Below are 26,922 nucleotides of genomic sequence, written 5' to 3'. Positions count from 1 at the left end.
AGCCTAGGCTGAGACAAGTGTTTGAAACTGGCAAGCGGAATCTTGTGCGACGCAACATGGGTGTCGTTCGGAGCCGTCCATGGCTGTTCAAGCTCCCCGGGATCGGCGAGGTTCGGCCATGACCGCGACCCTGCATGTTTCCCGTCCCCACCCCGCCATCATCCTGCTGGAGCTGGACAGTCCCCCGGCCAATGGCCTGGGCATGGCCCTGCGCAGGGGTCTCGCCGACGCCCTGGAGACCCTCAATGCCGACCCCTCTGTTCGGGCCGCCGTCCTGACCGGACGCAATGGCGTCTTCTGTGCGGGCGATGACCTGCGCGAGGCCGCCGGTCGCGGTGCGGGCCAGCTTGCGGCGGTACTGGGCTTCAATCAGCTGATGGACCAGGTCGAAGCCTGCCGGGTCCCGATCATCGCCGCCATCGACGGCTGGTGCCTGGGCGGTGGTCTGGAACTGGCCCTGTCCTGCGACCTTCGTCTGGCCAGCGAGGGAGCCAGTTTCGCGGCCTCCGGGGTGAACATCGGCCTGATGGCCTCGGTGGTTCGGCTACCCCGGCTGATCGGCGAGGCACGGGCCAAGGCGCATCTGCTGACCGGCGCAAGCTTCGATGCCGATCGGGCCCTGGCGGACGGGCTGGTCACCGAGGTTCATCCGGCCGGGTCGCTGATTCCGGCTGCCCTGGCCCTGGCCGAGCGGATCGCCTCGCGTGCGCCCCTGGCGGTGGAAGCGGCCAAGCGGGCCGTGGCCGGTCAGGCAGTGGACCTGGCGGCGCTGGTGGCCAGCGCCGACCATGCCGAGGCGGTCGCCGCCTTCATGGCCAAGCGGCCGCCGGTGTTCCGCCGCGCCTGAGCCGGAACCGCGCGACAATTGATCGATCTCAAGGTCAGGGCCGCCCGCTCGGGGACAGGGTGGGTTTGTCGCCAAGTCGGGCGATGCCTTCCTTGAGGTCCGCAGCCATGAGCCATACGCCCCACGAACTGCACGAAGAGTTTCCCCAGGACGCCGACCGCATCCATGCGCTGAAGACCACCGACAATCATTTCGCCAAGCTTGTTGAGGGCTATCACGAGGTCAATCGCGCCGTGCACCGCATGGAGACCAACATCGAAGCGGTGGCCGACGCCGTCCTCGAGGATTTCAAGAAGCAGCGCCTGGACCTGAAGGACAAGATCGCCTCGGCCCTGGCCAAGCTGGCCTGACGGGGCAGCGGCCTCAGCGCGTTCAGGGATTCTTGAGCCGCCAGGCGCGATAGCGCTTGCCCTGGGCGCGCTGCTTCATCTGCTGGCCCGCCAGGATCAGGACCGGTGAGAGCCTGCGCGCCGGGGCCTTGCCGGCCGCCAGGCGATTAATCTGCGCCTTGGTCAGGGCCATCATGGCCAGGGCGGACAGCTCGCGGCTTTTCCAGGTCACCTGGGGCAGGGTGACGTCCAGGCCCTCGGGCTTGCGCCAGGCCTTGGGCAGGTCGGGCGCAAAGGCAAGGGCGCGGGCAATGCCGACCACGGGCACACCCGGCAAGGCCCCTTCAGCCGCCAGGGCCGCCAGGGCGACCTCGCGGCGGCACACCCCGCCGGTCACCATGATCGGCATACTGGCGACCTTGACGATGTCGCGGGCGAAATCGACGAAATAGGCCTCGCGCGCGGCGGTCGAGCTCTTGGGGCTCGTCTCGCCCTGGCCGGAGTCCGAGGGGGAGCCCTGCATGGCCGGGCTCTCATAGCTGCCGCCGGACAGCTCGACGAGGTCGACGGCCATGCCGTTCAGCTGTTCCACCACCCAGCGGGCGTCGTCGACGTCAAAGCCGCCCTTCTGGAAGTCGGCCGAGTTCAGCTTCACGGCCACGGCAAAGCGCGGCGAGACGCGGGCCCGCACGGCCTTGACCACTTCGAACAGCATCTGGGCGCGGTTCTCGCGCGAGCCGCCCCAGGCGTCTTCGCGGCGATTGACCAGGGGCGAGAGGAACTGGCTGAGCAGATAGCCGTGGGCGGCGTGGATCTGCACCCCGTCGAAGCCGGCCTCCTCGGCCCGGCGTGCGGTGACGGCGAAGCGCTCGATGATCGCGGTGATCTCGTCGGCGGTCAGGGCTCGCGGCTGGGCGAGCAGGCTGGAGAACTTGCCGATGTCGACCGGCACCGCCGAGGGGGCGACCGCGCCCTGGCCGAGGTCGGCATAGGTTTGACGGCCGGGATGGTTGATCTGCATCCAGACCTGACCGCCGCCCGACCTGGCTTCGCGGGCCCAGGTCTCGAACGGAGCCAGCGGGGCGCGGGAATCCAGCACCACGCCGCCCGGACCGGTCATGGCCGAAGGATCGACCATCACATTGCCGGTGATCTGCAGGCCAACCCCGCCCTGGGCCCAGCGCCGGTACAGGGTCCATAGCGCCTTGCCGGGCAGCTGGCCCTCGGCGGCCAGGTTCTCTTCCATCGCCGCCTTGGCGAGGCGGTTGGGCAGCACGGCGCCGTTCGGCAGCGCCAGGGGCGCGAAAAGGGGCTCGAAGGCGGCGGTGAGCATGAGGTCTTGACCTTGGTTTCAGCGGGTCACACCTTCTACACCTTCAAGCTAGGTTGAAGGTCAAGCACCCTTTCGGAGGCCCGTGGAATGAAGATCGGCGAGATCGCCAGGCGCGCCGGCGTGTCGGCCTCGCGCATCCGGTTCTATGAGGAGCAGGGCATCCTGCCGCCCGCGCCACGCGGCGGGAACGGCTATCGCGACTATCCCGAAAGCCTGATCGCCACCCTGGGCTTCATCGAACAGGCCCAGAGGCTGGGCTTTTCGCTGAAGGAGATCGCCGGCCATGCGACCCTGGAGGGCAAGGTCTGCGACGCCCTGCCCGAGAAACTGCGCACCAAGCTGGCCGAGGTCGACGCCCACATCGCCGCCGCCCAGGCCCGGCGGGCCGAGCTGGTGGCCCTGATCGCGACGCTGGAGCGGGGCGAGGAGAAGGCGGCGGCCTGAGGGGGGTGTCCGGGCCGGATTTCGCACTCGCGAAACGGATATTGCGCCGCAAAAATTCCGGGATCATGATCGACGATAACAAGAACGATAAGCGCCGGGAGCCCGCCATGTCCGCCAAGCCGTATCAGCATGCGCCCGATGCGCCGTGGATCTTCCGCACCTATGCCGGCCACTCGACGGCCGAGAAGTCCAATGCCCTGTATCGCGCCAACCTGGCCAAGGGTCAGACCGGCCTGTCGGTGGCCTTCGACCTGCCGACCCAGACCGGCTACGACCCCGACCACATCCTGTCGCGGGGCGAGGTCGGCAAGGTCGGGGTGCCGATCAGCCATCTGGGCGACATGCGCCAGCTGTTCGACCAGATCCCGCTGGAGCAGTCCAACACCTCGATGACCATCAACGCCCCGGCCGCCTGGCTGCTGGCGATGTATGTGGCCCTGGCCGACGAGCAGGGGGCGGATCGCAAGCTGCTGCAGGGCACGACGCAGAACGATCTGATCAAGGAATATCTGTCGCGCGGCACCTACATCTTCCCGCCGGGCCCGTCCTTGCGGCTGATCGGCGACATGATCGCCTGGTGCTATCTGGAGGTTCCCAAGTGGAACCCGATGAACGTCTGCAGCTATCACCTGCAGGAAGCCGGCGCGACGCCCGAGCAGGAACTGGCCTTCGCCCTGGCCACCGCCATTTCGGTGCTCGACACGGTCCGGGCCGGCGGACAGGTGCCCGAGCAGGACTTCGAGATCGTCGCCTCGCGGATCAGCTTTTTCGTCAATGCCGGGGTGCGGTTCGTCACCGAGCTCTGCAAGATGCGCAGCTTCACCCGGTTGTGGGACCAGATCCTGCTGGAGCGTTACGGCGTGCAGGACAAGAAGGCCCGCCGCTTCCGCTATGGGGTGCAGGTCAATAGCCTGGGCCTGACCGAGCAGCAGCCCGAGAACAATGTCTACCGCATCCTCATCGAGGCCCTGGCGGTGACCTTGAGCAAGGACGCCCGCTGCCGGGCCCTGCAGCTGCCGGCCTGGAACGAGGCCCTCGGCCTACCGCGACCGTTCGACCAGCAGTGGTCGCTGCGCCTGCAGCAGGTGCTGGCCTATGAGACCGACCTGCTGGAATACGAGGACCTGTTCGAGGGCAGCCACGTGGTCGAGGCCAAGGTTGCCGAACTGAGCAAGGGCGCGCTTGAGCAGCTGGCCCTGATCGACGGCATGGGCGGGGCCCAGAACGCCATCGACTACATGAAGACCGAGCTGGTCGCCTCGAACGCCAAACGCGTCCGCTCGGTCGAGACCGGCGACATGACCGTGGTCGGGGTCAACCGCTGGACCGACACCGAGGCCTCGCCCCTGTCGGCGGGCGAAGGCAATATCGAGACCGTTGATCCACGCTTGGAAGCCGGGGTGGTCGAGCGCATCAAGGCCTGGCGCGCGGCCCGCGATGACGGCGCGGTCCAGGCGGCCCTGACGGACCTCAAGGCCGCCGCTGCGTCTGGCCGAAATATCATGGAACCCTCGATTGTTGCCGCCAAGGCCGGCGTCACCACTGGCGAATGGTCCGGGGCCCTGCGCGAGGTGTTCGGCGAATATCGCGGCCCGACCGGCGTGGCTGTCGTGGTCTCGACCGGCGAGGCGGAGGACGTCGAAGCGGTCAAGCGCGAGGTCGAGCGGGTGTCCGAGGTCCTGGGCCGCACCCTGACCTATCTGGTCGGCAAGCCGGGCCTGGACGGTCACTCCAACGGTGCCGAGCAGATCGCCACCAGGGCCCGGGCCGTCGGCATGGAGGTGGTCTATGACGGCATCCGCTCGACGCCCGAAGAGATCGTCCGCCGCGCCCGGGAAAGCCGCGCCCACGTGGTGGGCCTGTCCATCCTGTCGGGCTCGCATCTGGATCTGGTGCAGGAAGTCGTGCGCCTGATGCGCGCCGAGGGTCTGGGCGACATCCCGGTCGTGGTCGGCGGCATCATCCCCGACGCCGATGCCCTGATCCTGAAACAGATGGGCGTGGCGCGGATCTACACGCCCAAGGACTTTAAGATCACCGACATCATGGGCGACATCGTCAAGCTGGTGGAAGGCGCGATGCTGGTCGAGGTGTGAGGGGGCGGCCTAGCCCGGGCCTTCTAACCCAGGATATCTACCGTGACGCTAAGTTCATCGCTACTCAAAGAGCGAGGGTTGGGCTTCACTAAGGGGGGGCGTTCGGCTGCCAACCGGGGATGTTCGTGGAGACTGTGGGGCCGGGATCTCGGCACTGAGTGCGGTTTGTACAACCTCAATTGGTTGACCGAACAACAGAAATTCCGGGATGTTCAGCGGCTCAATCAGCTTTAGCTTCTCCCCCTCGCTGCCGTTCAATTGCTCGCGAATTTCCATCAGCAAGCGCCCCAGCACATTCATACCGACGAGCGACCCGTCTTCGGCAGCCTTCGCGCCCCAAAAGTCATCCTTACGGGACCGCTCGACGATGGAGCGCTCTCCTGTGGCCAGCAACAGTCGGCCGAACTCGCGCCAGTTGTCCGCCAGCTTTACCCGTAGGCACCAACGCATGATCTGGACCCTGACCAGGTCCCAGTCTGGCCGCGAGTCTTTGCGGTACGGCTTGCTGCGCATCTTCGCCGTCATCGGGCTGTGCTCATCGATGATCTTACGCTGCACGTCCGGCATGTGTGGGAAGCGGCACGCCTGATAGAGGGCTTCCGACGTACGGATGCGCACGCCATTCACTCGTAGCGGAAAGCCAGGCGCCATGTTCGACAGACCACCGAACAAGTCGTTCGTCTTCAAAAAGACGACGCTGGCGGAGGGGTCATACGTGCGAACTTGGCTGGCTGGGCTCATTCGAATACGTCCTTCGCCAACATGGCCATGAAGCGCTTCATGGACGTGTCGCTATTGGTGGTTCTTTGGAACAACGGATACCAAGGATCACCAGCCCAAAGCGCAAGCGGCGCGTTGTTCGGGCAGTTTCGGAAGGTGACGATCATTGAGCCGAAGCCGAGCGTATCAAGTAACATATTGCCCAACGGGCGTTGGTACTGATTGAGTTGCGGGCACATTTTCCGGATGCGCACTCCCGCCTTTAGGAACTCAGCTTCCAGCAGCTGGCGTCCAGCGTCGCTGGAGAAAATATAATTGCCGCCGACGTTGCCTGCGGTGCGCAAGTTCGGCGGATAACGCATACCCGCCACATAGGCCTTAACTCCTTCGTCGTCTGGTATTGCAACGGGCCTTAGGACGTCGGAACTGGTGGTATGGTTCCTTTGGTCCTCAAGTTCGATCTTGCGCCACCATGTCAAGTCGATGTTCTTGCCGGCGTTTTTTGCGGCCTCTTTGATTTTACCATTGGCGTAGTACTGGCCGCCGCTATGCTGCGCGATGGTGATAATGTGGACTTTGGCCTCGGCTGGAGCTTCTTTGGCGATCCAAGTTTCGAGATCGCGCCTCACACGATTGCCGGTGAACATGGCGTCATCCAGATATACGAACGCCTGAGGTTTGGCACCGCAATCGGATACTTTGAACCCGCACTGTTTTTCCAGCACCTTGCTGAACAGCGCGAGCATCTCCCTCTGGCTTGCACCGCCGCCCTGAATGTCGAGAAACTTCACGCCTTTCCAGAAGGCGCATGGGTCTTGGCCGACTAGCTTTTCGGTCTGGAACAGCCCTGCCAGAAACTTCCGCGTATTTTTTCGAGAGAAGTAAGTTTTCTGGAGGACGTGATCCATCTCGCGCAGAATTGGGAGCTGAACCTCAGATCCGAATTGGTTGATCCAGCGTTCAACATGCTCCGGATTCGGTGCGGGCAAGTCGCCCTCTCGATAGTCGCCCGTTGTTGACGCAATAGATGCGAGAAGGTCATCCCGTTCAGCCATGCGCCGTTCCTCCATTTTGCCAAGCTTCCAAATACGCCCTTTACGGGTTTTTGAAATAGCTCCTAATCTTTCACGTGCGGTAGTTGACAGCATCGCTGGTCGCATTCTCCACGTCGGCGCGGCCGCCGACCAGAGGCAATCAGCCTCTAACGCCGCCCCAGCCGCCAGGCCGCTGCGAAGGCGATCAGGGCCAGGGGCGTGAAGGCGCCGAACAGCCAGGGGCCTACGGCATAGGCCGTGGCCGGCTCGACGCCGTGGCCGAGGCCCAGCAGGTTGGCCATGGCCCCGGCCGCCGCCGAGCCGGCCGCGCCGCCGATCAGCTGCACGGTGGGCACGGCCGCCGAGGCCAGGGCCTGCTCGTCGGCCGGCGCGCCGTTGATCACCCGCCGGGCCAGGAAAGCCCAGCTCAGGCCAAAGCCGCAGCCGATCACCAGGAAGGCCAGGCCCGTCTCGACCAGACCGCCGCGCGTGACGGCCCAGGCGCCCCAGGCCACGCCGACCAGCAGGGTTCCGACGCCCGTGCGGATGGCGGCGCCCTCGCGCGCCGCCGGCAGTCCTCCGACCAGCAGGGCGCAGACCGTCCAGCCGGCGGCGATGGCGCCGGTGACATAGCCGGCCATCAGGGGCGAGGCGGCGTGGCGGGCCTGGATGAAGGCGGGGCCATAGACGGTGAAGCCGATGGCGGCGGCCTCGCAAGCGAACATGATCAGCAGGCCAAGGCCGGTGGCGGTGGTCAGGTCTGAGACCGAGCGCGGCAGCAGTCGGTCGCGGGTTCTGCGGTTGGCGACCAGCATGGCGGCCATGCCGGTCAGGCCCAGCAGGGCGCAGGCCGTGGCGGCGAGGGGGGAGGCGACGATGCCGGCCAGGCCGATCAGGCTGACCCCGACAATCAACAGGGCCAGTTGCAGGCGGGGAATACGGTCGCGCGTCTCGCCGCGTTTTTCCGAGGGCAGCATGACTGCCACAGCGACGACGAAGATCACCGCCTGGGCGACGAACAGCCAGAAGGCACCGCGCCAGAAACCGGCCTGGGCGAACAGGCCGCCGACCAGGGGGCCCAGCAGGGTGGCCCCGCCCCAGACCCCGGCCACGGCCCCGTAAACGCGCGGCCACAGGCTTTCCGGGAACAGGGCGGTAATGGCGACATAGCACAGGGCCACGACCGCGCCGGCCCCCAGGCCCTGCACCAGTCGGCCGACCACAAAGGTGATGAATTCCGGGGCCAGGGCGCTCATCGCACAGCCGATCGCATAGGCGATCCCGGCCAGCATGGAGGCTTGCCGCAGACCCATGGCGATCGACAGCTTGCCGCTGCAGGCCCCGGCGACAATGGAGCCCATCAGAAAGGCCGCGACCGACCAGCCGAAATACTGATAGCCGCCGATTTCTTCGGCCACGCTGGGCATGATGGTCGCCGTCACCAGGGTGTCGGCAGCGTTCAGCCAGATGCCCAGACACAGCAAGGCAAAGCGCGGCAGCAGCTTGGGGTCGAGCAGGGCGGGGCGGTCGGCCGTCGGGGACATAGGCTGGGGGTGATGCCCTTTTCCAGCGGCCCCGCCAAGTCCGGGCGAGCCGGATCGCGGCGATGAAACGTCTGGCCGGTTTCCCTAAAGCGTCGCCGCCAGTGCCGCCATCTGGTCGGCGGCAATTCCCCAGCCCTCGGCAAAGCCCATCTGCTCGTGGGTCTGGCGGTCCTCGACCGTCCAGTGGCGGGCGATCGCGGTATAGCGGGTCTTGCCGTCGCCCAGGTCTTCGAAGGTGATGATGCCGGTCATGAACGGCTTGGCGGACGGCTTCCAGGTTTCGGTGAAGGCGTCGGTGAATACGAGCTTCTCGTTCTCGATCACTTCCAGATAGACGCCGGGATTGTCGACGACCTCGCCATTGGGGCCGTTCATGGTGATCAGGCTGTTGCCACCGGCGCGGACGTCCATCACCGCCTTGGAAACAGACCAGGGCGGCGGGCAGAACCATTGGGGCAGCAGGTCGGACCTGGTCCAGCACTTGAACAGCTTGTCGGCCGGGACGTCGATGATCCGCGTCAGCACCAGGTCGCGCTCGTGATCGGAACTGGCGGTGTCGAGAGACATGATCGGCTCCATCGGCGGGGCGGGACATCGGCCGCGAGGACGTGCAAGCCGCTCAGGCCCTCAAGGCGGCAGGGATTCTAGGTCGCGGGCAACGGTTTCAATCGCCGGTTTGCGCTCCCGGAGCGGCGCGGTTGCAGGCCCGTGAGGCTGACGACGCCCATGGCGGCCATAAGCCGGTCAGGCGTCACGCCACGAATGGTCGGCACCCATTTGACCAGCCAGATCAGCATGCCCAGCAACAGCTGAACGACCAGCTGCGGCTCGCAGGGCACGATCGAGCCGTCCCGGATCCCCTCCTCGACGAAGCGCTCAAGATCGGCGGTCAGCCTTTGTCCCCAGTCCGAGACTTCTTCCCTCTGGGCGTCCGACAGATAGGAGAGATCGCCGAAATAGAGCTGCGGACCGTTTTCGGCCGAGTCGTGCAGCAGGTCGGTCAACAGCCGCTCGAGCTTGCCGGCTCCAGACTCCGCTTCGCGGTCGGCAATGACCAGCATGCGTTCCAGGCGTTCCAGCGACTGCAGGTGACAGGCGAAGGCCAGGGCCTGTTTGTTGGGATAATAGTAGTAGAGCGAGGCATCGCGCAGATCGAGGGTGGCAGCGATTTCGGACATCGTCGCCAGGGCGAAGCTCTTGAGATTGATGATCTTGATCGCCGCGCGAAGGATCGCATCGCGCTTCTTGGCCGATTTCAGGCTCTGGGCCAGTGGCTTGGACGCATATGTGCCCGTCGTCGCGACAGGGTCTTGGCCCTTCACAATTTCCGCCCCGCTTTGCGCCTTGTTCCGGCGTTTGGGACTCTATCGGACGGAAAAGAGCAGACCGCAAGCGCTGCGCCCGAAAGTCTAACTTGCATTAAAATATCTAGGTGCTCATAAATTTGCCCAACGATGGCCGCTGCAACGACAGGGGCCCGCAAAAAACCTGAGGGAGGTTTACGTGAAGAAGATCCAGATGCTCGGCGTTTCACTCGCCGCGCTGATCGCTAGCAGCCCAGCGCTCGCGCAAAGCCAAACGTCCAACTCGACCGTCGAAGAGATCATCGTCACGGCGACCAAGCGCGAGCAGACCCTGCAGGACGTGCCGGTCTCGGTCTCGGTGACCGGTGCCCAGGCCGTCGAGCGCGCCCAGGTGCGCGACCTGATCGACCTGCAGTCCATGGTGCCTTCGCTGAAGGTTTCGCAGTTCAACGCCGTCAGCCAGACCAATTTCGTCATCCGCGGCTTCGGCAACGGCAACGGCAACGACGGCATCGAGAGCTCGGTCGCCGTGTTCATCGACGGCGTCTATCGCTCGCGCTCCTCCTCGGCCCTGGACGACCTTCCGGAAATCGAGCGCATCGAAGTGCTGCGCGGCCCGCAATCGACCCTGTTCGGCAAGAACGTCTCGGCCGGTGCCATCAGCATCGTGACCAAGAAGCCGCAGTTCGATTTCGGCGGCAAGGCTGAGGTCAGCCTCGGCAACTACAACTCGCAGCAATTCAAGGCGACCGTCACCGGCCCGCTCAGCGAGACCGTTGCCCTGCGTCTGTCCGGCGGCATGAACAAGCGCGACGGCTTCGCCACCAACGTGATCACCGGCAATGACGTCAACAACCGTGACCGCTGGTCGATCCGCGGCGACGTTCTGTGGCTGCCGACCGACGAAACCTCGATCCGGATCATCGCCGACTACAACAAGATCAACGAAGTCTGCTGCACCGTGGTGCAGCTGCTGAACGGTCCTGCGACCCAGTTCATCGGCGCCCCGGCCCCGTTCGGTCTGGGGGCCAAGATCGGCAACCCGGCCACCAAGTTCAATCGCGACGTGACCTTCACCAGCGATCCGGCCAATAGCCTGTCCGGCAAGGGCGTGTCGGGCCAGCTCGACCACGATTTCGGCTTTGCGAACCTGACCGCGATCACCGCCTATCGCAAGCAGAACAGCGCCTCGTTCCAGGACATCGACTTCTCCGGTGCCGACCTGGCGACCAACGATCTTGGCAACACGATCAAGACCTTCACCCAGGAACTGCGTCTGGCCTCGAAGGGCGATGGTCCGCTCAGCTGGCTGGTCGGTGGCTTCTATCAGAACGAAAAGCTGGATACCGGCCGCACGATCGCTTTCGGCAAGGACATCCGGGGCTTCGCAGAAGGCCTGAGCGGCCCGGTTCCGGCCACCCTGCTCGGCGCCCTGCCTGCCTCCCTGCGTCCGGCCCTGACCGGTCGCTCCAACATCTATGCGCTGGAGTTCCTGCAGAGCCTGGTCACGCCCTCAGTCGTTCCGGGCCGCACCTACTTCCAGGCCGGCCACGGCATCGATGACTACTATACGATGGAACAGACCTCGTTCTCGCTGTTCGGCCAGGCTGACTATGCCGTCACGGACAAGCTGACCCTGACCGGCGGTCTGGCCTTCCTGAGCGACGAGAAGGACGCCAAGTCCAACGTCGTCCTCAAGGACCCCTTCTCGTCCCTGAATCTGAGCGCCGTTCCGCAGTTTGCGGCCCTCGGTCTGCCCGGCAACATTTATGCCGGCCTCGGCGGTCTGCAGTTCTACTATGGCAACACGACCAACCATGCGCCGGTCAATTTCCCCAATGCTTCGGAATCGGGGAAGCTGAAGGCCGACAAGGTCACCTATTCGCTTCGTGCGGCCTATGACTTCGGCAGCATCAACACCTATGTCAGCTACTCGACGGGCTGGAAGGCCGGGGCATTCAACCTGTCCTCCGACAGCCGTCCGCCGAACGCCAATGGCGTCGGCCGCAGCGCCAATCCCGAAGACGTCACCGTGCTTGAAGCCGGCATGAAGGCCAACTTCCCGGGCGGTTACTTCAACGTGGCGGTGTTCGACCAGGCGATCGAGGGCTTCCAGTCCAACGCCTTCACGGGCATCGGCTACAGCCTGGTCAATGCCGGCAAGGAATCGGTTCGCGGCTTCGAAGTCGACAGCGCCTATCGCCCCCTGTCCTGGCTGTCCCTGACCGGCGCGGTCACCTATCTCGACCCGAAGTACGACTCCTTCACCGGTGCGGCCTGCGTGAACTATGACACCGTCCGCTGCCCGCTGAACCCGGCGACCGGTCGTCGTCCGAACTTCCGCGATCTGACCGGTGATGCGCCGGCCGGTATCCCGAAGTGGAGCGTCTCGACCTCGGCCACCGCCAACCACAACTTCGGCAACGGCTACGCCGGTTATCTGCGGGTCGAATATGACTACACCAGCGACACGCAGCTGACGGAAACCACCCCGCCCGAGCTGTCGACCTGGGGTCAGAACAACGTCAATGCCAGCCTTGGCCTGATCAACGAAGCCCATCAGCTTGAAGCCATGCTGTGGGTCCGCAACCTGACCAAGGAAAACAGCCTGATCGCGTCCTTCCCGACCGTGGTTCAGGACGGCAGCTACAGCGGCTATCCGACTGTGCCGCGCACCTACGGTGTGACCCTGCGCAAGTCGTTCTAGTCACCAGACCTTTGTGCCGCCCGGCTCGCCCGGGTGGCGCTCGGGACTGACTTCAGAAGGCGCTTCCGGTTTCGGCTGGAAGCGCCTTCGTCGTTTTGGGGCTGGCCCCGAAACCTTGACCGCGCCGCCTGGGCGGCTCAGTGTGCTCTCAATTCAAACAAGCGTTTCAGGGAGCGCGCCATGGGCCTCTTCGACCTCACCGGCAAGGTGGCGATCATCACCGGATCCTCGCGCGGGATCGGCAAGGCCATCGCCCAGCGCATGGCCGAACATGGGGCAAAGGTGGTGATCTCGTCCCGCAAGGCGGGCCCCTGCGACGAGGTGGCCGCCGAACTGAATGCCCGGCATGGCGACGGCACCGCGATCGCGGTACCGGCCAATATCGGGGCCAAGGAAGACCTGCAGCGCCTGGTCGATGAAACCCGCAAGGCGTTCGGCAAGATCGACATCTGTGTCTGCAACGCCGCCAGCAATCCCTATTACGGGCCCCTGGCCGGCATAGCCGACGACCAGTTCCGCAAGATCCTCGACAACAACATCATCAGCAATCACTGGCTGATCGGCATGGTCGCGCCCGAGATGCGTGAGCGCCGCGACGGCTCCATCATCATCATCTCCTCGATCGGCGGCCTGCGCGGCAATGCCATCATCGGGGCCTACAACATCTCCAAGGCCGCCGACTTCCAGCTGGCCCGCAACCTCGCCCATGAATTTGGGCCGGACAATGTGCGGGTCAACTGCATCGCGCCGGGCCTGATCAAGACCGACTTCGCCAAGGCGCTGTGGGACAATCCGGAGACCCTGGAACGCTCGACCAAGGGCGTGCCGCTGCGCCGCATCGGCGAACCTGATGAACTGGCCGGGGCAGCCGTCTATCTGGCGTCACAGGCCGGCAGCTTCATGACGGGTCAGGCCCTGGTCGTCGACGGGGGCGCGACAATCTGACCTCACTTCCGGCGGTCAAGCTTAATAGGGCATATACGCCTTGGGTTGCAGGGTTCCCCCCCAATTCAAGGAGCGGCCTTGAGACGATTTCTGGCCTCTGTCGTTTTCTTCGGGAGCCTGGCCGCTTGCGCCGGCGCCTGGGCGACGGATCGTGCCCCGTCGACGATGGCGGTCCGGCTTGAGCAGCTGAACAATAGCATCGGGGCCCATCAGGTCCGCCGGCCGCCGCGTGACAACGAGGATATTGAGCTGGCTGGGCAGAAGGCCTTGCGCCTGAAGGGGCCCGAGCGCCTCTACGGCCTGTGGCGCGTGATCTACGCCTACAAGAGCAGTCAGATCCGGGGCGCTTTCGACAGCTGGATCGCCAAGACCCGTCTGGCCGCCCGGCGCGACAATGACGCGCCGCTGCTGGCCCTGGCCGATTTGATGGTCCTGACCTACAGCAATGAGACCGGCGGTTTCGAGGCCTTTTCCGAAGCCGACTGGAAGCGGCTACTGGGCCATCCGTCGCAGGATGTCCGCATGATGACCGGCATTGAGCGGGTGCGTCATCTGGGCCAGACCGGAGACTGGTCGGAAGCCGCGCGCCTGGCCGCCAATCTGAGCGTGGAGATCGAGCTCCGCGGCGAGATCGCCCGTCCCCTGCTGGCCGAAGTCCATCAGGTGCATTCCTATACGCTGGCCGACATCGGCGACAAGGAAGGGGCCCTGGAGCGCATGGCGGAGGCCGCCGCCCTCGACGAGCGCGACGCCTTCTACATGCGCAAGATCGAACGGGTCTACGATATCGCCTTCACCGCCGTTGAGGTCGGCGAGATCGACGCGGCCGAACGGTTCGCCAAGCTGCATCACCAGATGACCTGGGCCAGTGGCGACCCTGGCCTGAGGGCCTGGGACCGGTTTCTCTGCGCGCTCGTCGCCGAGGCCCGCGAGTCGCCGAAGGGGGTTCTGGCCTGCTTGCCGGAAATGACGGCCGCCCTGGCCAATCCCGACAGCCGACTGCTCGTTGTGATGTTGAAAAGGCGGCTTCTGGCCCGGGCCATGGTGGGCGATGCCGCTGGTGCGCGTTCCGACCTCGCCCGTCTGCGGGCCGTGCCGACAAGCCTCTCCGCACGCGATCCGCAGATTGAGCAGCTGGCCGAGGCCTATATCGACCAGGCCGAAGGTCGCAGCCGGGAGGCGTTCCTGAAGCTGGATGCCTGGCAACGCCGGGATCGGGCCGAAAGCGACAAGGCCCATACCCACAGCGTGGCCGAAATGTCGGCGGCGCTTGAGAGCGAGCTGCGCGCCAAGCGCGACGAAAGCCGTCGTCTGGCGGCCGAGGTCGAGCTCAACCGCCGCCTGGCCCAGGCGTCCGGCGTGATCGCATTGCTGCTGTCCCTGCTGTTCCTGGGCGGCGGCACCTGGGCCTATAATCAGCGCCGTGTCTCCCGGTCGCTGCGCGAGGCCCAGGCCAGGGCCGAGTCCGCCAACCAGGCCAAGTCGTCCTTCCTGGCAGTGATGAGCCACGAGCTGCGCACGCCCTTGAATGGCATGCTGGGCCTGGCCCAGTCGCTGCGCTCGGAAGACCTGACACCGGGCCAGCGCGAGCAGATCGAACTGATCCTGGATTCGGGCGATACCCTGCTGGTGCTGCTCAACGACATCCTCGACCTGTCCAAGATCGAGGCGGGAAAGCTCGAGATCGCCCCGACCGCAGGCGACCTGACGGTGGTCTGTGCCCGGCTGATCGGCGGCTATCAGCCGACGGCGCGGGAGAAGGGCATCGACCTCGTCTTCCGGGTCGACGGACCGCCGCCGGGACCCTTGCTGTTCGACGCGGTGCGCCTGCGCCAATGCCTGACCAATCTGGTCTCAAACGCCCTGAAGTTCACCAATGCCGGCCGGGTGGAGGTGGCGCTGTCCTGCGGCCTGGATGAGGCCACGGACCGCCAGAGCATTGGCCTGAGGGTCAGCGACACCGGCATCGGCATGAGCGAAGCCACCCTGGCCAAGCTGTTCAGCGCCTTTACCCAGGCCGATGCGTCCACCACGCGCAACTTCGGCGGCACGGGTCTGGGTCTGAACATCACAAGGCGGCTGGTAGAATTGATGGGCGGCGACATCCAGGTTGAGAGCCGCGAAGGGGAAGGCTCGGTCTTCACCATCCGGATGCTGCTCGACGCCGGCGCGCCCGATAGCCTGCCGGCTCCCGAACCCGGCGCGCCCGAGGATGTTCTGCAACCGGCCTTTGCCGCCCTGCAGGGGCGGCGGGTCCTGGTCGTTGACGACCACCCGATCAATCGCCGCGTGATCCGGCTATTCCTGGCCCCGCTGGAGTGTGACCTGATCGAGGCCGAAGACGGTCGCCAGGCGCTCGCGGCGCTCGAGGCCGGTCCGGTCGACATCGTTCTGATGGACATCAACATGCCGGTGATGGACGGTCTGGAGGCCACCCGCCGGCTGCGCGCCGATCCGCGCTTTGAACGCCTGCCCGTGATCGCCCTGACGGCGGACGTCCTGTCGGCCCAGATCAAGACCTGTCTGGCCGCCGGGGTCGACGCCCATGTCGCCAAGCCCATCGACCTGCGGAACCTGCTATCGGTGATGGATCAGGTTCTGTCGGCCCGCCTGGTGGCCAGCCGACCGGTCAGGCAGGACGCGGCACCTCAAACCGCATGATCTGACCCTGGTCCGGGTCCATATGGCCGCCCACATGGCTAAAGCCGCATCGCATCAGCACCTTCTGGGAGGCGACCAGGGCCGGTAAGGTCTCGGCCGTCACCACGGCGACCCGAGGGTCACGGAAGGCGCGGGCCACCAGCAGGCCTGCGGCCTCGACGCCGAAACCCTTGCGATGCTCGGCCTCGACGATCGAATAGCCGATCTCGACCTCACCCCACAGATTGGGCGGGCCCTTGTAGCCGCAGACCCCGACCAGTCGACCCTGGCCGATGACGTACCAGGAGACATAGCCCGGTTCGTCCGGATTCTGGGCCAGCAGGTCGCTCATCCAGCTGCGGGTGGCGGCGTCATTGTGCTCGGGCGGCCAGGAGGCGGGCGGGGCGACCCCCAGGCAGCTGGCGATCGCCTCGCCGCCCAGGTCCTCGGCCTGAATCATCTCCGAGGTCGCGCAGATCAGCGAGACGCTTCGGCCCTGTTCCATGAGCGGCGATCCGGTCATGCGTCCTGTCTTTCTAGAGCCTGCCGGGCGCGGGCCATGCGGGCGACCGCCTCGTCCAGAGTCTGGTCAGACTTGGCAAAGCACAGACGTGCAATGTGTTGCACCGGTGTCTCGGCATAGAAGGCCGAGACGGGTATGGCCGCGACGCCGTGTTCGCGCACCAGCCTCAGACAGAAGTCGCGATCGTTCAGGGCCAGGCCCGAGGCGCGCAGATCGATATTGAGAAAATAGGTGCCGGCGCTGGGCAGGACAGCGAAGCCCGCAGCCACAAGGCCAGCAGAAAGCCGGTCGCGGGAGGCCTGCAGACCCGCCGGCATGGTGGTGAACCAGTCGCGATGATGGTCCAGCCCCCAGGCCACGGCGGCCTGCAGATTGGGCGGTGTGGTAAAGGTCAGGAACTGGTGGGCTGCGGCGAGCGCCCGGGTCAGGGGCGGTGCCGCGCACAGGAACCCGACCTTCCACCCTGTCATACCAAAAAGTTTTCCCGCCGAGCCGATCTTGACCGTCCGCTCGCGCATGCCGGGCAAGTCCATCAGCGAGCGGTGGCGGCGGCCGTCAAAGGTCACCGCCTCCCAGACCTCGTCGCAGACTGCGATGGCGTCATGCGCCAAGCAGAACTCCGCCAGCAGGGCCAGGTCCTCATCGGGCACCACGGTTCCGGCCGGGTTGAGCGGGCTGTTGAGCACCACCATCCGGGTCCGGGGCGTGAAGGCGGCCTCCAGCATGGCGCGGTCAAAGCGCCAGTGCGGCGGGGTCAGGCGCACCAGTCGGGGCACGCCGCCCGCCCGGCGGATCAGCGGCAGATAGGCATCGTAGAGGGGCTGAAACAGCACCACCTCATCCCCGGGCGAGATCAGCGAAAAGAAGGCCGCCGCCAGGGCTTCGGTCGCGCCCGAGGTGACGGTGATCTCGCCCTCGTCGAGGTCGAGCCCCTGGGACAGGCGGTAGTGCTGGGCCACGGCGCGGCGCAGTTCGGGCAGGCCCCGCATCGGCGGATACTGGTTGGAGCCGGTCATCAGGGCCTCGGCCGCCCTGGCGCGCACCGGCTCGGGACCGGCATCGTCCGGAAAGCCCTGACCCAGATTGATCGCGCCCAGTTCGCGCGCCAGTCCGCTCATCTCCTCGAAGATGGTGGTGGGCAGGTTTTCGAAGACGGGATGGACCATGATCGGGGTTTGCCTGTTGCCTGGAGTGTCTGATCGCACATTATCGCGTCCATGCGCATCCTGCCCTTTGAAGCCCGACATGCCGACGCCTGGCGCGACCTGAATGTCGCCTGGATCTCCAGATATTTCACGATGGAGGCCAAGGACCATGAGGCGCTGAACGATCCAGTCGGCAAGATCCTCGACAAGGGTGGCCACATCCTGATGGCCGAGACCGACGAGGGCGAGATCATCGGCTGCGTCGGCCTGATCCTGCTCGAGGACGGCGGGTTCGAAGTAGCCAAGATGACCGTCACCGAGCAGGCGAGGGGGACGGGGCTGGGCAGGCTGCTCATGCAGGCCTGTATCGACAAGGCCGAGGCCTTGGGCGCGCCCCGGCTCTATCTGGAGACCAATTCCAGCCTCGCCCCGGCGCTCGGACTCTATCGGGCGATGGGGTTTGTCGATCTGCCCCATCGCGACACGCCGTATGCGCGGGCCGATGTGTTCATGGAACGGCGGGTTTAGGGGCCAACGGACTGGCCCCCTCCGCGCCTTCGGCGCTCCTCCCCCGTAGGGGGAAGATGAGATTGGCGCTCTTCATCTTACCCCTACGGGGGAGGACGGCTGCGCAGCAGCCAGGAGGGGGCAAGTGCATCGATCACACGAACCGACGCAACCTTCACCGCAGCTCACGCATTCCTGAAGCTCAACCGGGCTATCAGGAGATATCCATGAGCGGCGTAGGCCTCATCGGCGCGATCATCATCGGCATTCTGGCCGGCTGGATCGCCGAACAGATCATGAAGCGCAATCACGGTCTGCTGACCAACCTGGTCGTCGGGGTGGTCGGCTCATTCCTCGGGGCCTTCGCCGCCAGCGCCCTGGGAATAGCCTGGGGCGGGTTCATCGGCAGCCTGCTGATCTCGACCCTCGGCGCCATCCTGCTCCTGGCCCTGCTGGGTCTGATCAAGAAAAGCTAGGCTCAGAACATCCGCTTTCCCCGGCGAAGGCCGGAGCGATCGGATTTCAGGCGTTACGCCGATGCGCTGTTCGCAGCGTCTTCCGCCTCGGCCGCCTCGGCCGCCTCGACGCTTTCGCGACGCATGCGGCGGGCCAGATCGCTGATCAGGAAGTTGGGGATATCGCCGACCGGCATGGGACGTCCAAACAGGAAGCCCTGGAAATGGTCGCAATGCATCTCGCCCAGCATCCGCGCCTGATCGGCGGTCTCAACGCCCTCGGCCGTGACCTGCAGCTTCAGGGTCTGGCCGAGCAGGGTGATGGTGCGGACGATGTCGGTGATGGTGGCATTGTCGCTCATCTCGGCCACGAATGAGCGGTCCAGCTTGATCTTGTCGAACGGGAACCGCCACAGATAGGCCAGGCTGGAATAGCCGGTGCCGAAGTCGTCCATGGCGATCTTCACGCCCAGGGTCTTCAGCGACGCCAGCTGTTCCAGGGTGCGGGCCGTGTCCTGCAGAAGCAGGCCTTCGGTGATCTCCAGTTCCAGCCGGGCCGGATCCAGGCCAGATAGCGCCAGGGCGCGGGCCACCTGGCCTACCAGGTCGCCGGAGGCAAACTGGTTGGGCGACAGATTGACAGCGACGGTCAGCGAGGTGGGCCAAGACGCGGCCTGTCTGCAGGCCTCGTTGAGGACCCATTCGCCGATCTTGCCGATCAGGCCCCACTGCTCGGCGCATTCGATGAAGTCATTGGGGGGCACAAGGCCGCGTCGTGGATGCTGCCAGCGAAGCAGGGCCTCGAAACCTGTGATCTCGTGCTCGCGGCTGCCGATCAGCGGCTGGAAGAACAGCTTCAGCTCGTCATTGGCCAGGGCGGCCCGCAGATCCATCTCAAGCGCCCGGCGTTCCTGGGCCCAGACGTCCATCGACATCTCGAAGAAGCGATAGGCACCGCGGCCGTCACCCTTGGCGCGATAGAGCGCCAGATCGGCATTCTTCAGCAGGCTGTCGGGATCGGCGGCATCGGCCGGGGCCATGGCGATGCCGACGCTGGCTCCGATCAGGATATTGTGGCCCTTGATCTCATAGGGCTGGGAAAGGGCCTCGACGATGGTCCGCGACAGCTCGCCGAGGGCTTCCGGCAAAGGAGCAGGGGCCACCACGACCGCGAACTCGTCACCGCCGAGCCGGGCGACAAAGCCGGTCTCGCCGATACATTGACGCAGGCGCTCGGCGACCACGACCAGCAGGGCGTCGCCGACCGGATGGCCCAGGCTGTCATTGACGCCCTTGAAAAAGTCCAGGTCCAGGCAGAGCACGGCGCAGCCGCCGCCGGTCTCAGAGCTGGGTTCGTCGGTGCCGTGGTCGTGCCAGGCCTGGCTCAGCGCCTGCAGGAAGGACAGGCGGTTGGGCAGCTGGGTCAGGACATCGAAATGGGCCAGGCGTGAGATGCGGGCCTGGGCCTCGCGCGCGGCGGTCACGTCAGCGCCGACCCCGCGAAAGCCGGTAAAGCCGCCGCTCATGTCGTGGATCGGCTTGGCGCTGATCGACCACCAGCGGGTCTCGGTCTGGACCTGGAGCGAAACGATCACGTCCCGGAAGGTCTTCTGTTCGCTGAACAGCACAGCCAGGGACGCGACAGGCCCGGCCGGGCTCTCGGCGGCGGCACCGCAAAGCGAGGCCAGCGGGCGGCCGATCAGGGCGCTGCGGTCCGCGCCGGCGGCGGCGGCCATCCGGTCGGAGACATAGGTCAGGGCGCCGTGGGCGTCGATTTCCCAGAGCCAGTCGCTGGCCCCTTCCTCGAAATCACTGAGCAGGAGGCTGACCACCTGCTTCTGGCGCTCCAGTTCCTCACCGGCGACCAGGCGTTCGGCAAAGACCTTGGCGTGCGACAGGCAGGACAGGCTGATGACCAGGTAGCAGAAGATCAGAAGCCCGGCCAAGGCCAGCAGGATCGGATCGCCGCTGCGCAGCAGCACATAGAGTGAGCCCAGGACCATCGGGGTCGAATAGGCTATCGCGGCCTGGGGCAGGGCCAGCATGGCGAAGCCGCCGCAGCCGATCATGCCGGCAATGACGGCGGCGATCATCATCCGCATCTGGACGCTGGCCGTGTCGCCGTCCATGGCCAGGATCGGCAGGATGCCCCAGAGGCAGCCCAGCAGGCCGGCCTGGGTCGCGATCCGGCGCAGACCGCGCTCCGATACGGTGAACTTGCCGGCCTTGCGTCTTTGGGCGGAGAGCCAGCCCCTCAGGCCCAGCAGGCCGTAGCTGATCACCAGGGCTGACCAGACCAGGAGGGCGTCGCGATGGGGACCGGTCGAGCCGGCCAGGCAGACCAGCATGGCGATGAGGATGTTGGCCCCCATCATGATGGGGGTCAGGCGCAGGATGCTGCTCAGCTGCTCCAGCCGGATCCGGCCGGCCATGTCGTCAGGCACGGTCGGCAGCAGGCCCAGGATCGTGCTGCGCCCCCGGCTGATGATCGAGTTTGCGACGGCGTTGCGCAAAGGCAGATGGTCCTGGTCTCTTCAGGACGGCGACGTCCCCCGGACACCCTGCCGGTGTTTGGTGAACTGACGGTTAAGCCTGTTTCGTCGCGGGAACAGGGCCTGGTCCCGCGACACTATGACCGTCGATCTACAACGGCTGCGGCAAACAAAAAGGCCGCCGTCCCGAGGGGCGGCGGCCTGTTCTGTCTCGTGGACCAGAAGTCCTATTCTTCCTTGACGCGACGCTTGCGGAACGACGGGTTCAGGGTCTGCTTGCGCAGGCGGATGTTCTTGGGGGTCACTTCGACCAGCTCGTCTTCCTCGATATAGGCGATGGCCTGTTCGAGGGTCATGCGACGCGGCGGGGTCAGGCGAACGGCTTCATCCTTGCCCGAGGCGCGGATGTTGTTCAGCTGCTTGGCCTTCATCGGGTTGACGTCAAGGTCATCCTGACGGCTGTTTTCGCCGATGATCATGCCCTGATAGGTCTTCTCGCCGGCACCGACGAACATGGTGCCGCGATCTTCCAGGTTCCACAGCGCGAAGGCGGCGGTTTCACCGTCGGAGTTCGAGACCAGCACGCCCTTGCGCTGGCTGTCGATGGCACCCTTGTAGGGCTCGTAGTGGCTGAACACACGGTTCAGCACGCCCGAACCGCGGGTGTCGGTCAGGAACTCGCCCTGATAGCCGATCAGCGAACGCGACGGAGCCACCAGCTGCAGGCGGGTCTTGCCGGCGCCCGACGGACCCATGTCCTTCAGCTCGGCCTTACGCATCGACAGCTTTTCGATGACGATGCCCGAGAATTCGTCGTCGACGTCGATCATGACGTCTTCGATCGGCTCAAGGCGCTTGCCGGTTTCCGGATCGGTCTGGAACACCACGCGCGGACGGCTGATCGACACTTCGAAGCCTTCGCGGCGCATGCCTTCGATCAGCACGCCCAGCTGCAGTTCGCCGCGACCGGCGACTTCATAGGCGTCGCCTTCGGCCGTTTCGCTGACCTTGATGGCCACGTTGGATTCGGCTTCGCGCAGCAGACGGTCACGAATGACGCGGCTCTGGACCTTGTCGCCTTCCTTGCCGGCCAGCGGGCTGTCGTTGACCGAGACGGTCATCGAGATGGTCGGCGGATCGATCGGCTGGGCGGGCAGGGCCTCGGTGACTTCCATGGCGCACAGGGTGTCGGCCACGGTGGCCTTGGACAGGCCCGCGATGGCGACGATGTCGCCGGCTTCGGCTTCATCGACCGGCTGGCGCTTCAGGCCGCGGAAGGCCAGCACCTTGGTGATGCGGCCGCGCTCGATTTCCTTGCCGTCCAGCGACAGGGCGTGGATCGACATGCCGGGGACGGCCTTGCCCGAGGTGATACGGCCGGTCAGCAGGCGACCCAGGAAGGGGTCGTTTTCGATCAGGACCGACAGGATCTGGAACGGCTTGTCCACATTCTCGACGACCTTGGGTTCCGGCACGTGGCGGACGATCAGGTCGAACAGCGGGGCCAGGGTGTCGTTGGGCTGGTTCATGTCCATGGTCGCCCAGCCGTTCTTGCCCGACGCATAGATGTGCGGGAAGTCCAGCTGCTCGTCCGTGGCGCCCATGGCGGCGAACAGGTCGAACACGTCGTTGAGGATCCGGTCCGGATCGGCGTGCGGGCGGTCGACCTTGTTCAGGCAGAGGATCGGACGCAGGCCCATCTTCAGGGCCTTGCCCAGGACGAACTTGGTCTGGGGCATGACGCCTTCTTCGGCGTCGACCAGGATCACGCAGCCATCGACCATGCCGAGGATGCGTTCGACTTCGCCGCCGAAGTCGGCGTGGCCTGGGGTGTCGATGATGTTGATGCGGGTTTCGCCGGCTTCACCGTGCCACAGAACGCTGGTGCACTTGGCGAGGATGGTGATGCCGCGTTCGCGCTCCTGGTCATTGGAGTCCATGGCGCGCTCGGTCGTAGCCTCATTGGCGCGGAAGACGCCGGACTGGGCCAGGAGCTGATCGACGAGGGTGGTCTTGCCATGATCGACGTGCGCGATGATGGCGATGTTTCGCATGGACATGGAGAAGGCGGACTTTCGGGGAAGAAACGGGAGATGACGCTGCGCGCGTCAGGCGCGCGGCTTTTACGCGACTGCGCAGCGTTTATCCACCCACCTCGTGCGAAAGAGGTTGCCCTGGAAACCGGTGTCAGTGCGAAAACCTTGATTTGGCGGGGTTTGCGCAGGGGCGAGGGGGTGGGTTGTTACAATCGCAACTAATTGTGCAGTGCAACATGCCTGCAATTTGAGCAGAAGTCGCGGGTCATCGCTCTGCAACCCCTGTGGTAGCAGGGGTTTTCACCAAACCCTTCCGGAAAAATCGACTTTCACGCCCACTTTTCCGCTTGCCCAATTTCGCACCGCACCCTATAAACGACCTGTGAGGCGGCGCTGCCGCTTCTGCCCTTCCTGGGCGTTTCCTCCCTAATGAACTGCCCGGCTCTTGAGCCGGGCTTTTTTTTGGCCTGGCGTCTGGTAGCGGTCACCAAGCCATTCGGTTCCGGGGATTTTGCGCTCAGAACCTCCGGATCGAGCCCGGCGGTCGGAGTCCTGGGTCGCTTGAGTATCCGCCTAACGCAGGCTCTGAAGGTCCAGTTTGGTCAGGGCAAGGGTCAGGCGCTCTGCGTCAGCGGCCAGCCGGGCGAGACCCTCGTTCGGGACCCGGGTCGTCTCATTCATATAGAGTGCGCGATTGATCTCGATCTGCAGGGCATGGGTCCTGCGGGCGGGGCGGCCGTAATGCTCGGTGGTATAGCCGCCGGCATAGGGCGCATTGCGGGCGACGCGATAGCCCATCGCCTCCAGCTCGCGCTCCACCAGGGCCGTCAGCTTCGGCGAGCAGGCCGCGCCGAACCGGTCGCCCAGAACGATGTCGCAGCGCCCACCGCCCCGCGCCCTCTGGCCCTGGGCGGCTGCGGCCGGCATCGAGTGCCAGTCCACCAGGATCGCGCAGCCATGGGTCGACCGTGCCGCCGCCAGCAGGCGATCCAGAGCATCATGATAGGGGCGGTGGGCCTGCTCTACGCGCAGCCTGGCCTCGGCGAAGGTCAGCTTGCGGGCATAGATCGGGCGCCCCTCGCTGGCGACCCGGGCGATCGCGCCGAGACCGGCGACCACCCGGGCCGAACGGCTTCTGGCATAGTCCGGCAGTTCGTCTTCGAACATGGCCGGGTCGAGTTCCCAGGGCTCGCGGTTGAGATCGATATAGGCCCGGGCCAGCCGCGCGCGGATGACCGCAGCCCCCAGGGCCGGCGCGCCGGCAATGATCTGGTCGACAAAGGCGTCTTCGGAGCCCCGGATCGCCTCGGCATCCAGCCGCGCGGCGGCCATCATGTCGGCCGGATAGATGCTGCCGGAATGGGGCGACGCAAAGACCAGGGCCGTCGGCGGCGGCGCGTTTTCCGGAGCTGCGCGCAGGACCTCATGCACCGGACGGTCGCACGGTGCGGCGGCGGTCGCCGCCGTGTCCGGCGATGGCATCGATCCCAAAGGCTCCAGGGCGCTCATGGGCCATAGTCGCAAGGCCCGGCGGGCCGGGTCAAATCCCTTTGCGGCGCATTGGCAGCGAAAGTCCGCCGAGAGCGACGGATGGACGCAGAGTTCATCCCCGATTTACAGTCCGTGCCCTAGAGTGCAGCCTCAACGCCGACGACCTGCGGAAAAAGACCACCATGGCTCGCATCCTTCTTGCTGAAGACGACGACTCCCTTCGCGGTTTCCTGGCGCGGGCGCTCGAGCGTGCGGGGTTCGAGGTTCAGGCCTGTGCGGACGGCGAAGAGGCCGTGCAGCATCTGGATCATCCGTGGGACCTGCTGCTGACCGACATCGTCATGCCCGGCATGGACGGTATCGAGGTGGCCCGGCAGGCCGCCGCCCGCGATCCGGCCCTGCGCATCATGTTCATCACCGGCTTTGCCGCCGTGGCCCTGTCCGCCCAGGACCGTGCGCCGGCGGGGGCCAAGGTGTTGTCCAAGCCGGTTCACCTCCGCGACCTGGTCGCCGAGGTCGAAAAGATGATGGCGGCCTAACTTTTTCGCCCCGTCACAGAATTTAAAACTGGCGGGTTGCGCGATGCGAAAGCCGCCGCTATACCCCGTCACCTTCCCGCCCGGGACGCTTTTACAGCGCTTCTGGGTCGCTTTGGCGGATGCGTAGCTCAGCGGGAGAGCACCTCGTTGACATCGAGGGGGTCACAGGTTCAATCCCTGTCGCGTCCACCATTTTCCCGCCCACTGCGCCGGATATGTCTCGGCGAGGGCGTTCGAAGCCCATTCAGTCCAACGGCCAATACCAGAAACTTGACTGGGCGTCTGAGCGCGAATTGGCGCGTGACACTTGCGAACTCACGCGGGAGTTTCGATATCTGCCCCCGATACGGTGCCGAGGAATGCGCTGTTTCGATCGTCGGACAAGTTTCGGATTTTCTGAACAATCGCAGTCGCTCAACATACCCGTAACCGTGATCAGCCCCTGCAGTGCTCGCGTCCGGTTCACGAGATTTGAGCTCCGAGCGTGAGGCTTTGACATCATGAAGAGGCTGCTTTTTGCCTTAGCGTTTGCCTTTAGCGCTCTCATCTTCGGCGCAGGGCATGCGGTGGCATCAGCCTCAATCCATGCTTTTCGTCATCCGGGCGCGCTCAATACCTCTGAAAACCTCAATCGCGTAGAATCCGAGATCAGTTCAAATAGTCAGCCTTGGACAGGCGCCCTCGCAGACGTCGTCCTCAAAGCCAAATCGGCTGGACCGGCTATCGTGACACTCGACGCTGGTGACAGGGACCAGGCCGCCCTTTCGGAAGCCGATGCTGTCAATGCCTATGCCAATGCACTTGCCTGGCGCCTCACCGGCAACAAAACCTATTTTCGTCAGGCGAGTGGGGTTCTGTCTAATCTCGCGCACTTCCAAGGTTTTACAGGCGGAACTGATCAGGACAAACTGCATGCAGGCTGGGTCGGCGTCCTCTATGGTGAAGCGGCCGAGATCATGCGCTCGTCAGCCGATTTTCGACATGAAGACATAACGGCGCTGCAGCTGATGTTTCGGCGCGCCTTTTATCCGCAGCTCATGACGCCGAGCAGCTGGAACGGCAATGTTGATCTCACCCAGATCAATGCCCTGATGACGCTGGCTGTCTTCAACGATGATGAGGTCGCGTTCAAGCTTGGTCTTGAGCGGCTGGATGCGCGGCTGGCCACCTATATCTATGTGAAATCAGAACCGGACATTGCCCCAATTTTCGGTGACGGGGGCAATCTGCAGAGCTTTTGGTTCAACCCGGTTGAGTGGGTAGATGGCCTCACTCAGGAAACCTGCCGCGACAATGGGCACCACGCTCAATTCGGGATGGCCTCTGCCCTGAATGCCGCCGAAATAGCGTGGAATCAGGGTGTTGACGTCTACGGGAAACACGAGGCGCGTTTGGTGCCGGCCATGGAGCTTTTGGCGAAACAGCTTCTGACGGGGGATATGCAGGGGGTTTGCCGTCAATCAAAAGCCAGCACGACCCTGTTCAATACATTTGAAGTGGGCTTCCACCATTACCATCACCGAATGGGGCTACCTTTGCCCAATTCCGAAAAGCTGATCGTGCAACGAATTCGAACCGATGGCCAATCTGTTCTGAATATCTTCCATGAAACCTTGACCCACGCACGCTAACAGTCTTTTCCCCCGAGTTTTCAGGCTGCAATCGCTAGAAGGCGCGACGGATGGTGAAGGGACTCTTCGCCTGATCCGAGATCGTGGACATGATCTCTGGGCGCAGTCGAAACTGATCATGCGCCTGACAGGGGGTAATCCACCCCGAAGCCAATCGCCC

22 protein-coding genes and 1 tRNA gene are annotated in these 26,922 nt (G+C 65.0%); 12 read left to right on the top strand and 11 right to left on the bottom strand.

Translation table 11 applies throughout. From position 1 onward, the window contains the following. Nucleotides 1-79 precede the first annotated feature (79 nt). Nucleotides 80-847 (top strand): enoyl-CoA hydratase/isomerase family protein, encoded by a 768-nt coding sequence (locus ACW17U_RS14005; protein WP_492053232.1) that lies wholly within the window; start codon nt 80-82, stop codon nt 845-847. 107 nt (nt 848-954) lie between these two features. Next, nucleotides 955-1,197 carry an HP1242/YdcH family protein gene (locus ACW17U_RS14000; protein WP_062143999.1) on the top strand — a complete coding sequence of 81 codons (243 nt, stop codon included), beginning with the start codon at nt 955-957 and terminating at the stop codon, nt 1,195-1,197. 22 nt (nt 1,198-1,219) lie between these two features. On the opposite strand, the gene ACW17U_RS13995 is transcribed toward ACW17U_RS14000, so the two are convergent. Next, entirely contained in the window at nt 1,220-2,509 is a 1,290-nt protein-coding gene (locus ACW17U_RS13995) for an NADH:flavin oxidoreductase/NADH oxidase family protein (protein WP_492053229.1), read from the bottom strand. An 87-nt stretch (nt 2,510-2,596) separates the two neighbouring features. Between ACW17U_RS13995 and ACW17U_RS13990 the strand changes: the two genes are divergently transcribed. Next, the gene (locus ACW17U_RS13990; RefSeq protein ID WP_492053227.1) at nt 2,597-2,953 is read left to right on the top strand and encodes a MerR family transcriptional regulator; all 357 of its coding nucleotides are present in this window, start codon (nt 2,597-2,599) and stop codon (nt 2,951-2,953) included. Between the two features lie 107 nt (nt 2,954-3,060). Beyond that, nucleotides 3,061-5,049: a methylmalonyl-CoA mutase family protein gene (locus ACW17U_RS13985; protein ID WP_492053225.1), complete on the top strand. Its 1,989-nt coding sequence runs from the start codon at nt 3,061-3,063 to the stop codon at nt 5,047-5,049. A gap of 60 nt (nt 5,050-5,109) precedes the next feature. On the opposite strand, the gene ACW17U_RS13980 is transcribed toward ACW17U_RS13985, so the two are convergent. The 5 genes from ACW17U_RS13980 to ACW17U_RS13960 form a co-directional block, all read right to left on the bottom strand. Beyond that, complete coding sequence (locus ACW17U_RS13980; RefSeq protein ID WP_492053223.1) at nt 5,110-5,790, bottom strand: NADAR family anti-phage protein; 681 nt, start codon at nt 5,788-5,790, stop codon at nt 5,110-5,112. Beyond that, entirely contained in the window at nt 5,787-6,824 is a 1,038-nt protein-coding gene (locus ACW17U_RS13975; protein ID WP_492053222.1) for a phosphoribosyltransferase-like anti-phage protein, read from the bottom strand. The genes ACW17U_RS13980 and ACW17U_RS13975 overlap by 4 nt, the downstream gene beginning before the upstream one ends. Before the next feature lie 146 nt (nt 6,825-6,970). Continuing rightward, nucleotides 6,971-8,347 (bottom strand): MFS transporter, encoded by a 1,377-nt coding sequence (locus ACW17U_RS13970; RefSeq protein ID WP_492053220.1) that lies wholly within the window; start codon nt 8,345-8,347, stop codon nt 6,971-6,973. Nucleotides 8,348-8,431: 84 nt separating this feature from the next. After that, on the bottom strand, nt 8,432-8,914 hold the full coding sequence (locus tag ACW17U_RS13965; protein ID WP_492053218.1) for an SRPBCC family protein: 483 nt from the start codon (nt 8,912-8,914) through the stop codon (nt 8,432-8,434). A gap of 77 nt (nt 8,915-8,991) precedes the next feature. Then, entirely contained in the window at nt 8,992-9,669 is a 678-nt protein-coding gene (locus ACW17U_RS13960) for a TetR/AcrR family transcriptional regulator (protein ID WP_492053216.1), read from the bottom strand. Nucleotides 9,670-9,865: 196 nt separating this feature from the next. Between ACW17U_RS13960 and ACW17U_RS13955 the strand changes: the two genes are divergently transcribed. The 3 genes from ACW17U_RS13955 to ACW17U_RS13945 all read left to right on the top strand — a co-directional run bounded on the left by ACW17U_RS13955 (nt 9,866) and on the right by ACW17U_RS13945 (nt 15,964). Further along, nucleotides 9,866-12,358 carry a TonB-dependent receptor gene (locus ACW17U_RS13955; protein ID WP_492055744.1) on the top strand — a complete coding sequence of 831 codons (2,493 nt, stop codon included), beginning with the start codon at nt 9,866-9,868 and terminating at the stop codon, nt 12,356-12,358. Nucleotides 12,359-12,538: 180 nt separating this feature from the next. Then, nucleotides 12,539-13,303: an SDR family oxidoreductase gene (locus tag ACW17U_RS13950; RefSeq protein ID WP_492053214.1), complete on the top strand. Its 765-nt coding sequence runs from the start codon at nt 12,539-12,541 to the stop codon at nt 13,301-13,303. Nucleotides 13,304-13,381: 78 nt separating this feature from the next. Beyond that, nucleotides 13,382-15,964: an ATP-binding protein gene (locus ACW17U_RS13945; protein ID WP_492053212.1), complete on the top strand. Its 2,583-nt coding sequence runs from the start codon at nt 13,382-13,384 to the stop codon at nt 15,962-15,964. On the opposite strand, the gene ACW17U_RS13940 is transcribed toward ACW17U_RS13945, so the two are convergent. After that, nucleotides 15,933-16,466, bottom strand: coding sequence for a GNAT family N-acetyltransferase (locus tag ACW17U_RS13940; RefSeq protein ID WP_492053210.1), 534 nt, complete (start codon nt 16,464-16,466; stop codon nt 15,933-15,935). The genes ACW17U_RS13945 and ACW17U_RS13940 overlap by 32 nt on opposite strands. Then, the gene (locus ACW17U_RS13935; protein ID WP_492053209.1) at nt 16,463-17,632 is read right to left on the bottom strand and encodes an aminotransferase; all 1,170 of its coding nucleotides are present in this window, start codon (nt 17,630-17,632) and stop codon (nt 16,463-16,465) included. Before ACW17U_RS13935 ends, ACW17U_RS13940 begins: the two co-directional genes overlap by 4 nt. A 51-nt stretch (nt 17,633-17,683) precedes the next feature. Between ACW17U_RS13935 and ACW17U_RS13930 the strand changes: the two genes are divergently transcribed. Continuing rightward, nucleotides 17,684-18,139, top strand: a complete 456-nt coding sequence (locus ACW17U_RS13930; protein WP_492053207.1) for a GNAT family N-acetyltransferase — start codon at nt 17,684-17,686, stop codon at nt 18,137-18,139. 206 nt (nt 18,140-18,345) lie between these two features. Continuing rightward, nucleotides 18,346-18,594: a GlsB/YeaQ/YmgE family stress response membrane protein gene (locus tag ACW17U_RS13925; RefSeq protein WP_062144035.1), complete on the top strand. Its 249-nt coding sequence runs from the start codon at nt 18,346-18,348 to the stop codon at nt 18,592-18,594. A 53-nt stretch (nt 18,595-18,647) separates the two neighbouring features. On the opposite strand, the gene ACW17U_RS13920 is transcribed toward ACW17U_RS13925, so the two are convergent. From ACW17U_RS13920 to ACW17U_RS13910, 3 genes are all read right to left on the bottom strand, one after another. Further along, entirely contained in the window at nt 18,648-21,005 is a 2,358-nt protein-coding gene (locus ACW17U_RS13920; protein ID WP_492055743.1) for a putative bifunctional diguanylate cyclase/phosphodiesterase, read from the bottom strand. A 287-nt stretch (nt 21,006-21,292) separates the two neighbouring features. After that, nucleotides 21,293-23,125 carry a translational GTPase TypA gene (gene typA, locus ACW17U_RS13915; RefSeq protein ID WP_062144038.1) on the bottom strand — a complete coding sequence of 611 codons (1,833 nt, stop codon included), beginning with the start codon at nt 23,123-23,125 and terminating at the stop codon, nt 21,293-21,295. 549 nt (nt 23,126-23,674) lie between these two features. Continuing rightward, the gene (locus tag ACW17U_RS13910) at nt 23,675-24,610 is read right to left on the bottom strand and encodes an N-formylglutamate amidohydrolase (RefSeq protein ID WP_492053204.1); all 936 of its coding nucleotides are present in this window, start codon (nt 24,608-24,610) and stop codon (nt 23,675-23,677) included. Between the two features lie 164 nt (nt 24,611-24,774). Here ACW17U_RS13910 and cpdR point away from each other — a divergent pair, with 164 nt between their 5' ends. The 3 genes from cpdR (at nt 24,775) to ACW17U_RS13895 (ending at nt 26,762) form a co-directional block, all read left to right on the top strand. Next, on the top strand, nt 24,775-25,131 hold the full coding sequence (cpdR, locus tag ACW17U_RS13905) for a cell cycle two-component system response regulator CpdR (protein WP_062144046.1): 357 nt from the start codon (nt 24,775-24,777) through the stop codon (nt 25,129-25,131). A 117-nt stretch (nt 25,132-25,248) separates the two neighbouring features. Then, nucleotides 25,249-25,323 (top strand) — tRNA-Val (locus tag ACW17U_RS13900). A gap of 308 nt (nt 25,324-25,631) precedes the next feature. Next, a complete protein-coding gene (locus tag ACW17U_RS13895) occupies nt 25,632-26,762 on the top strand; it encodes an alginate lyase family protein (RefSeq protein WP_492053202.1) in 1,131 nt (376 codons plus the stop codon). Nucleotides 26,763-26,922 lie beyond the last annotated feature (160 nt).

This window comes from Caulobacter sp. AVps16 (assembly GCF_058681455.1).
Note: the sequence above shows the minus strand (reverse complement) of the source record. Positions and strands in the feature narration are given on the sequence as shown.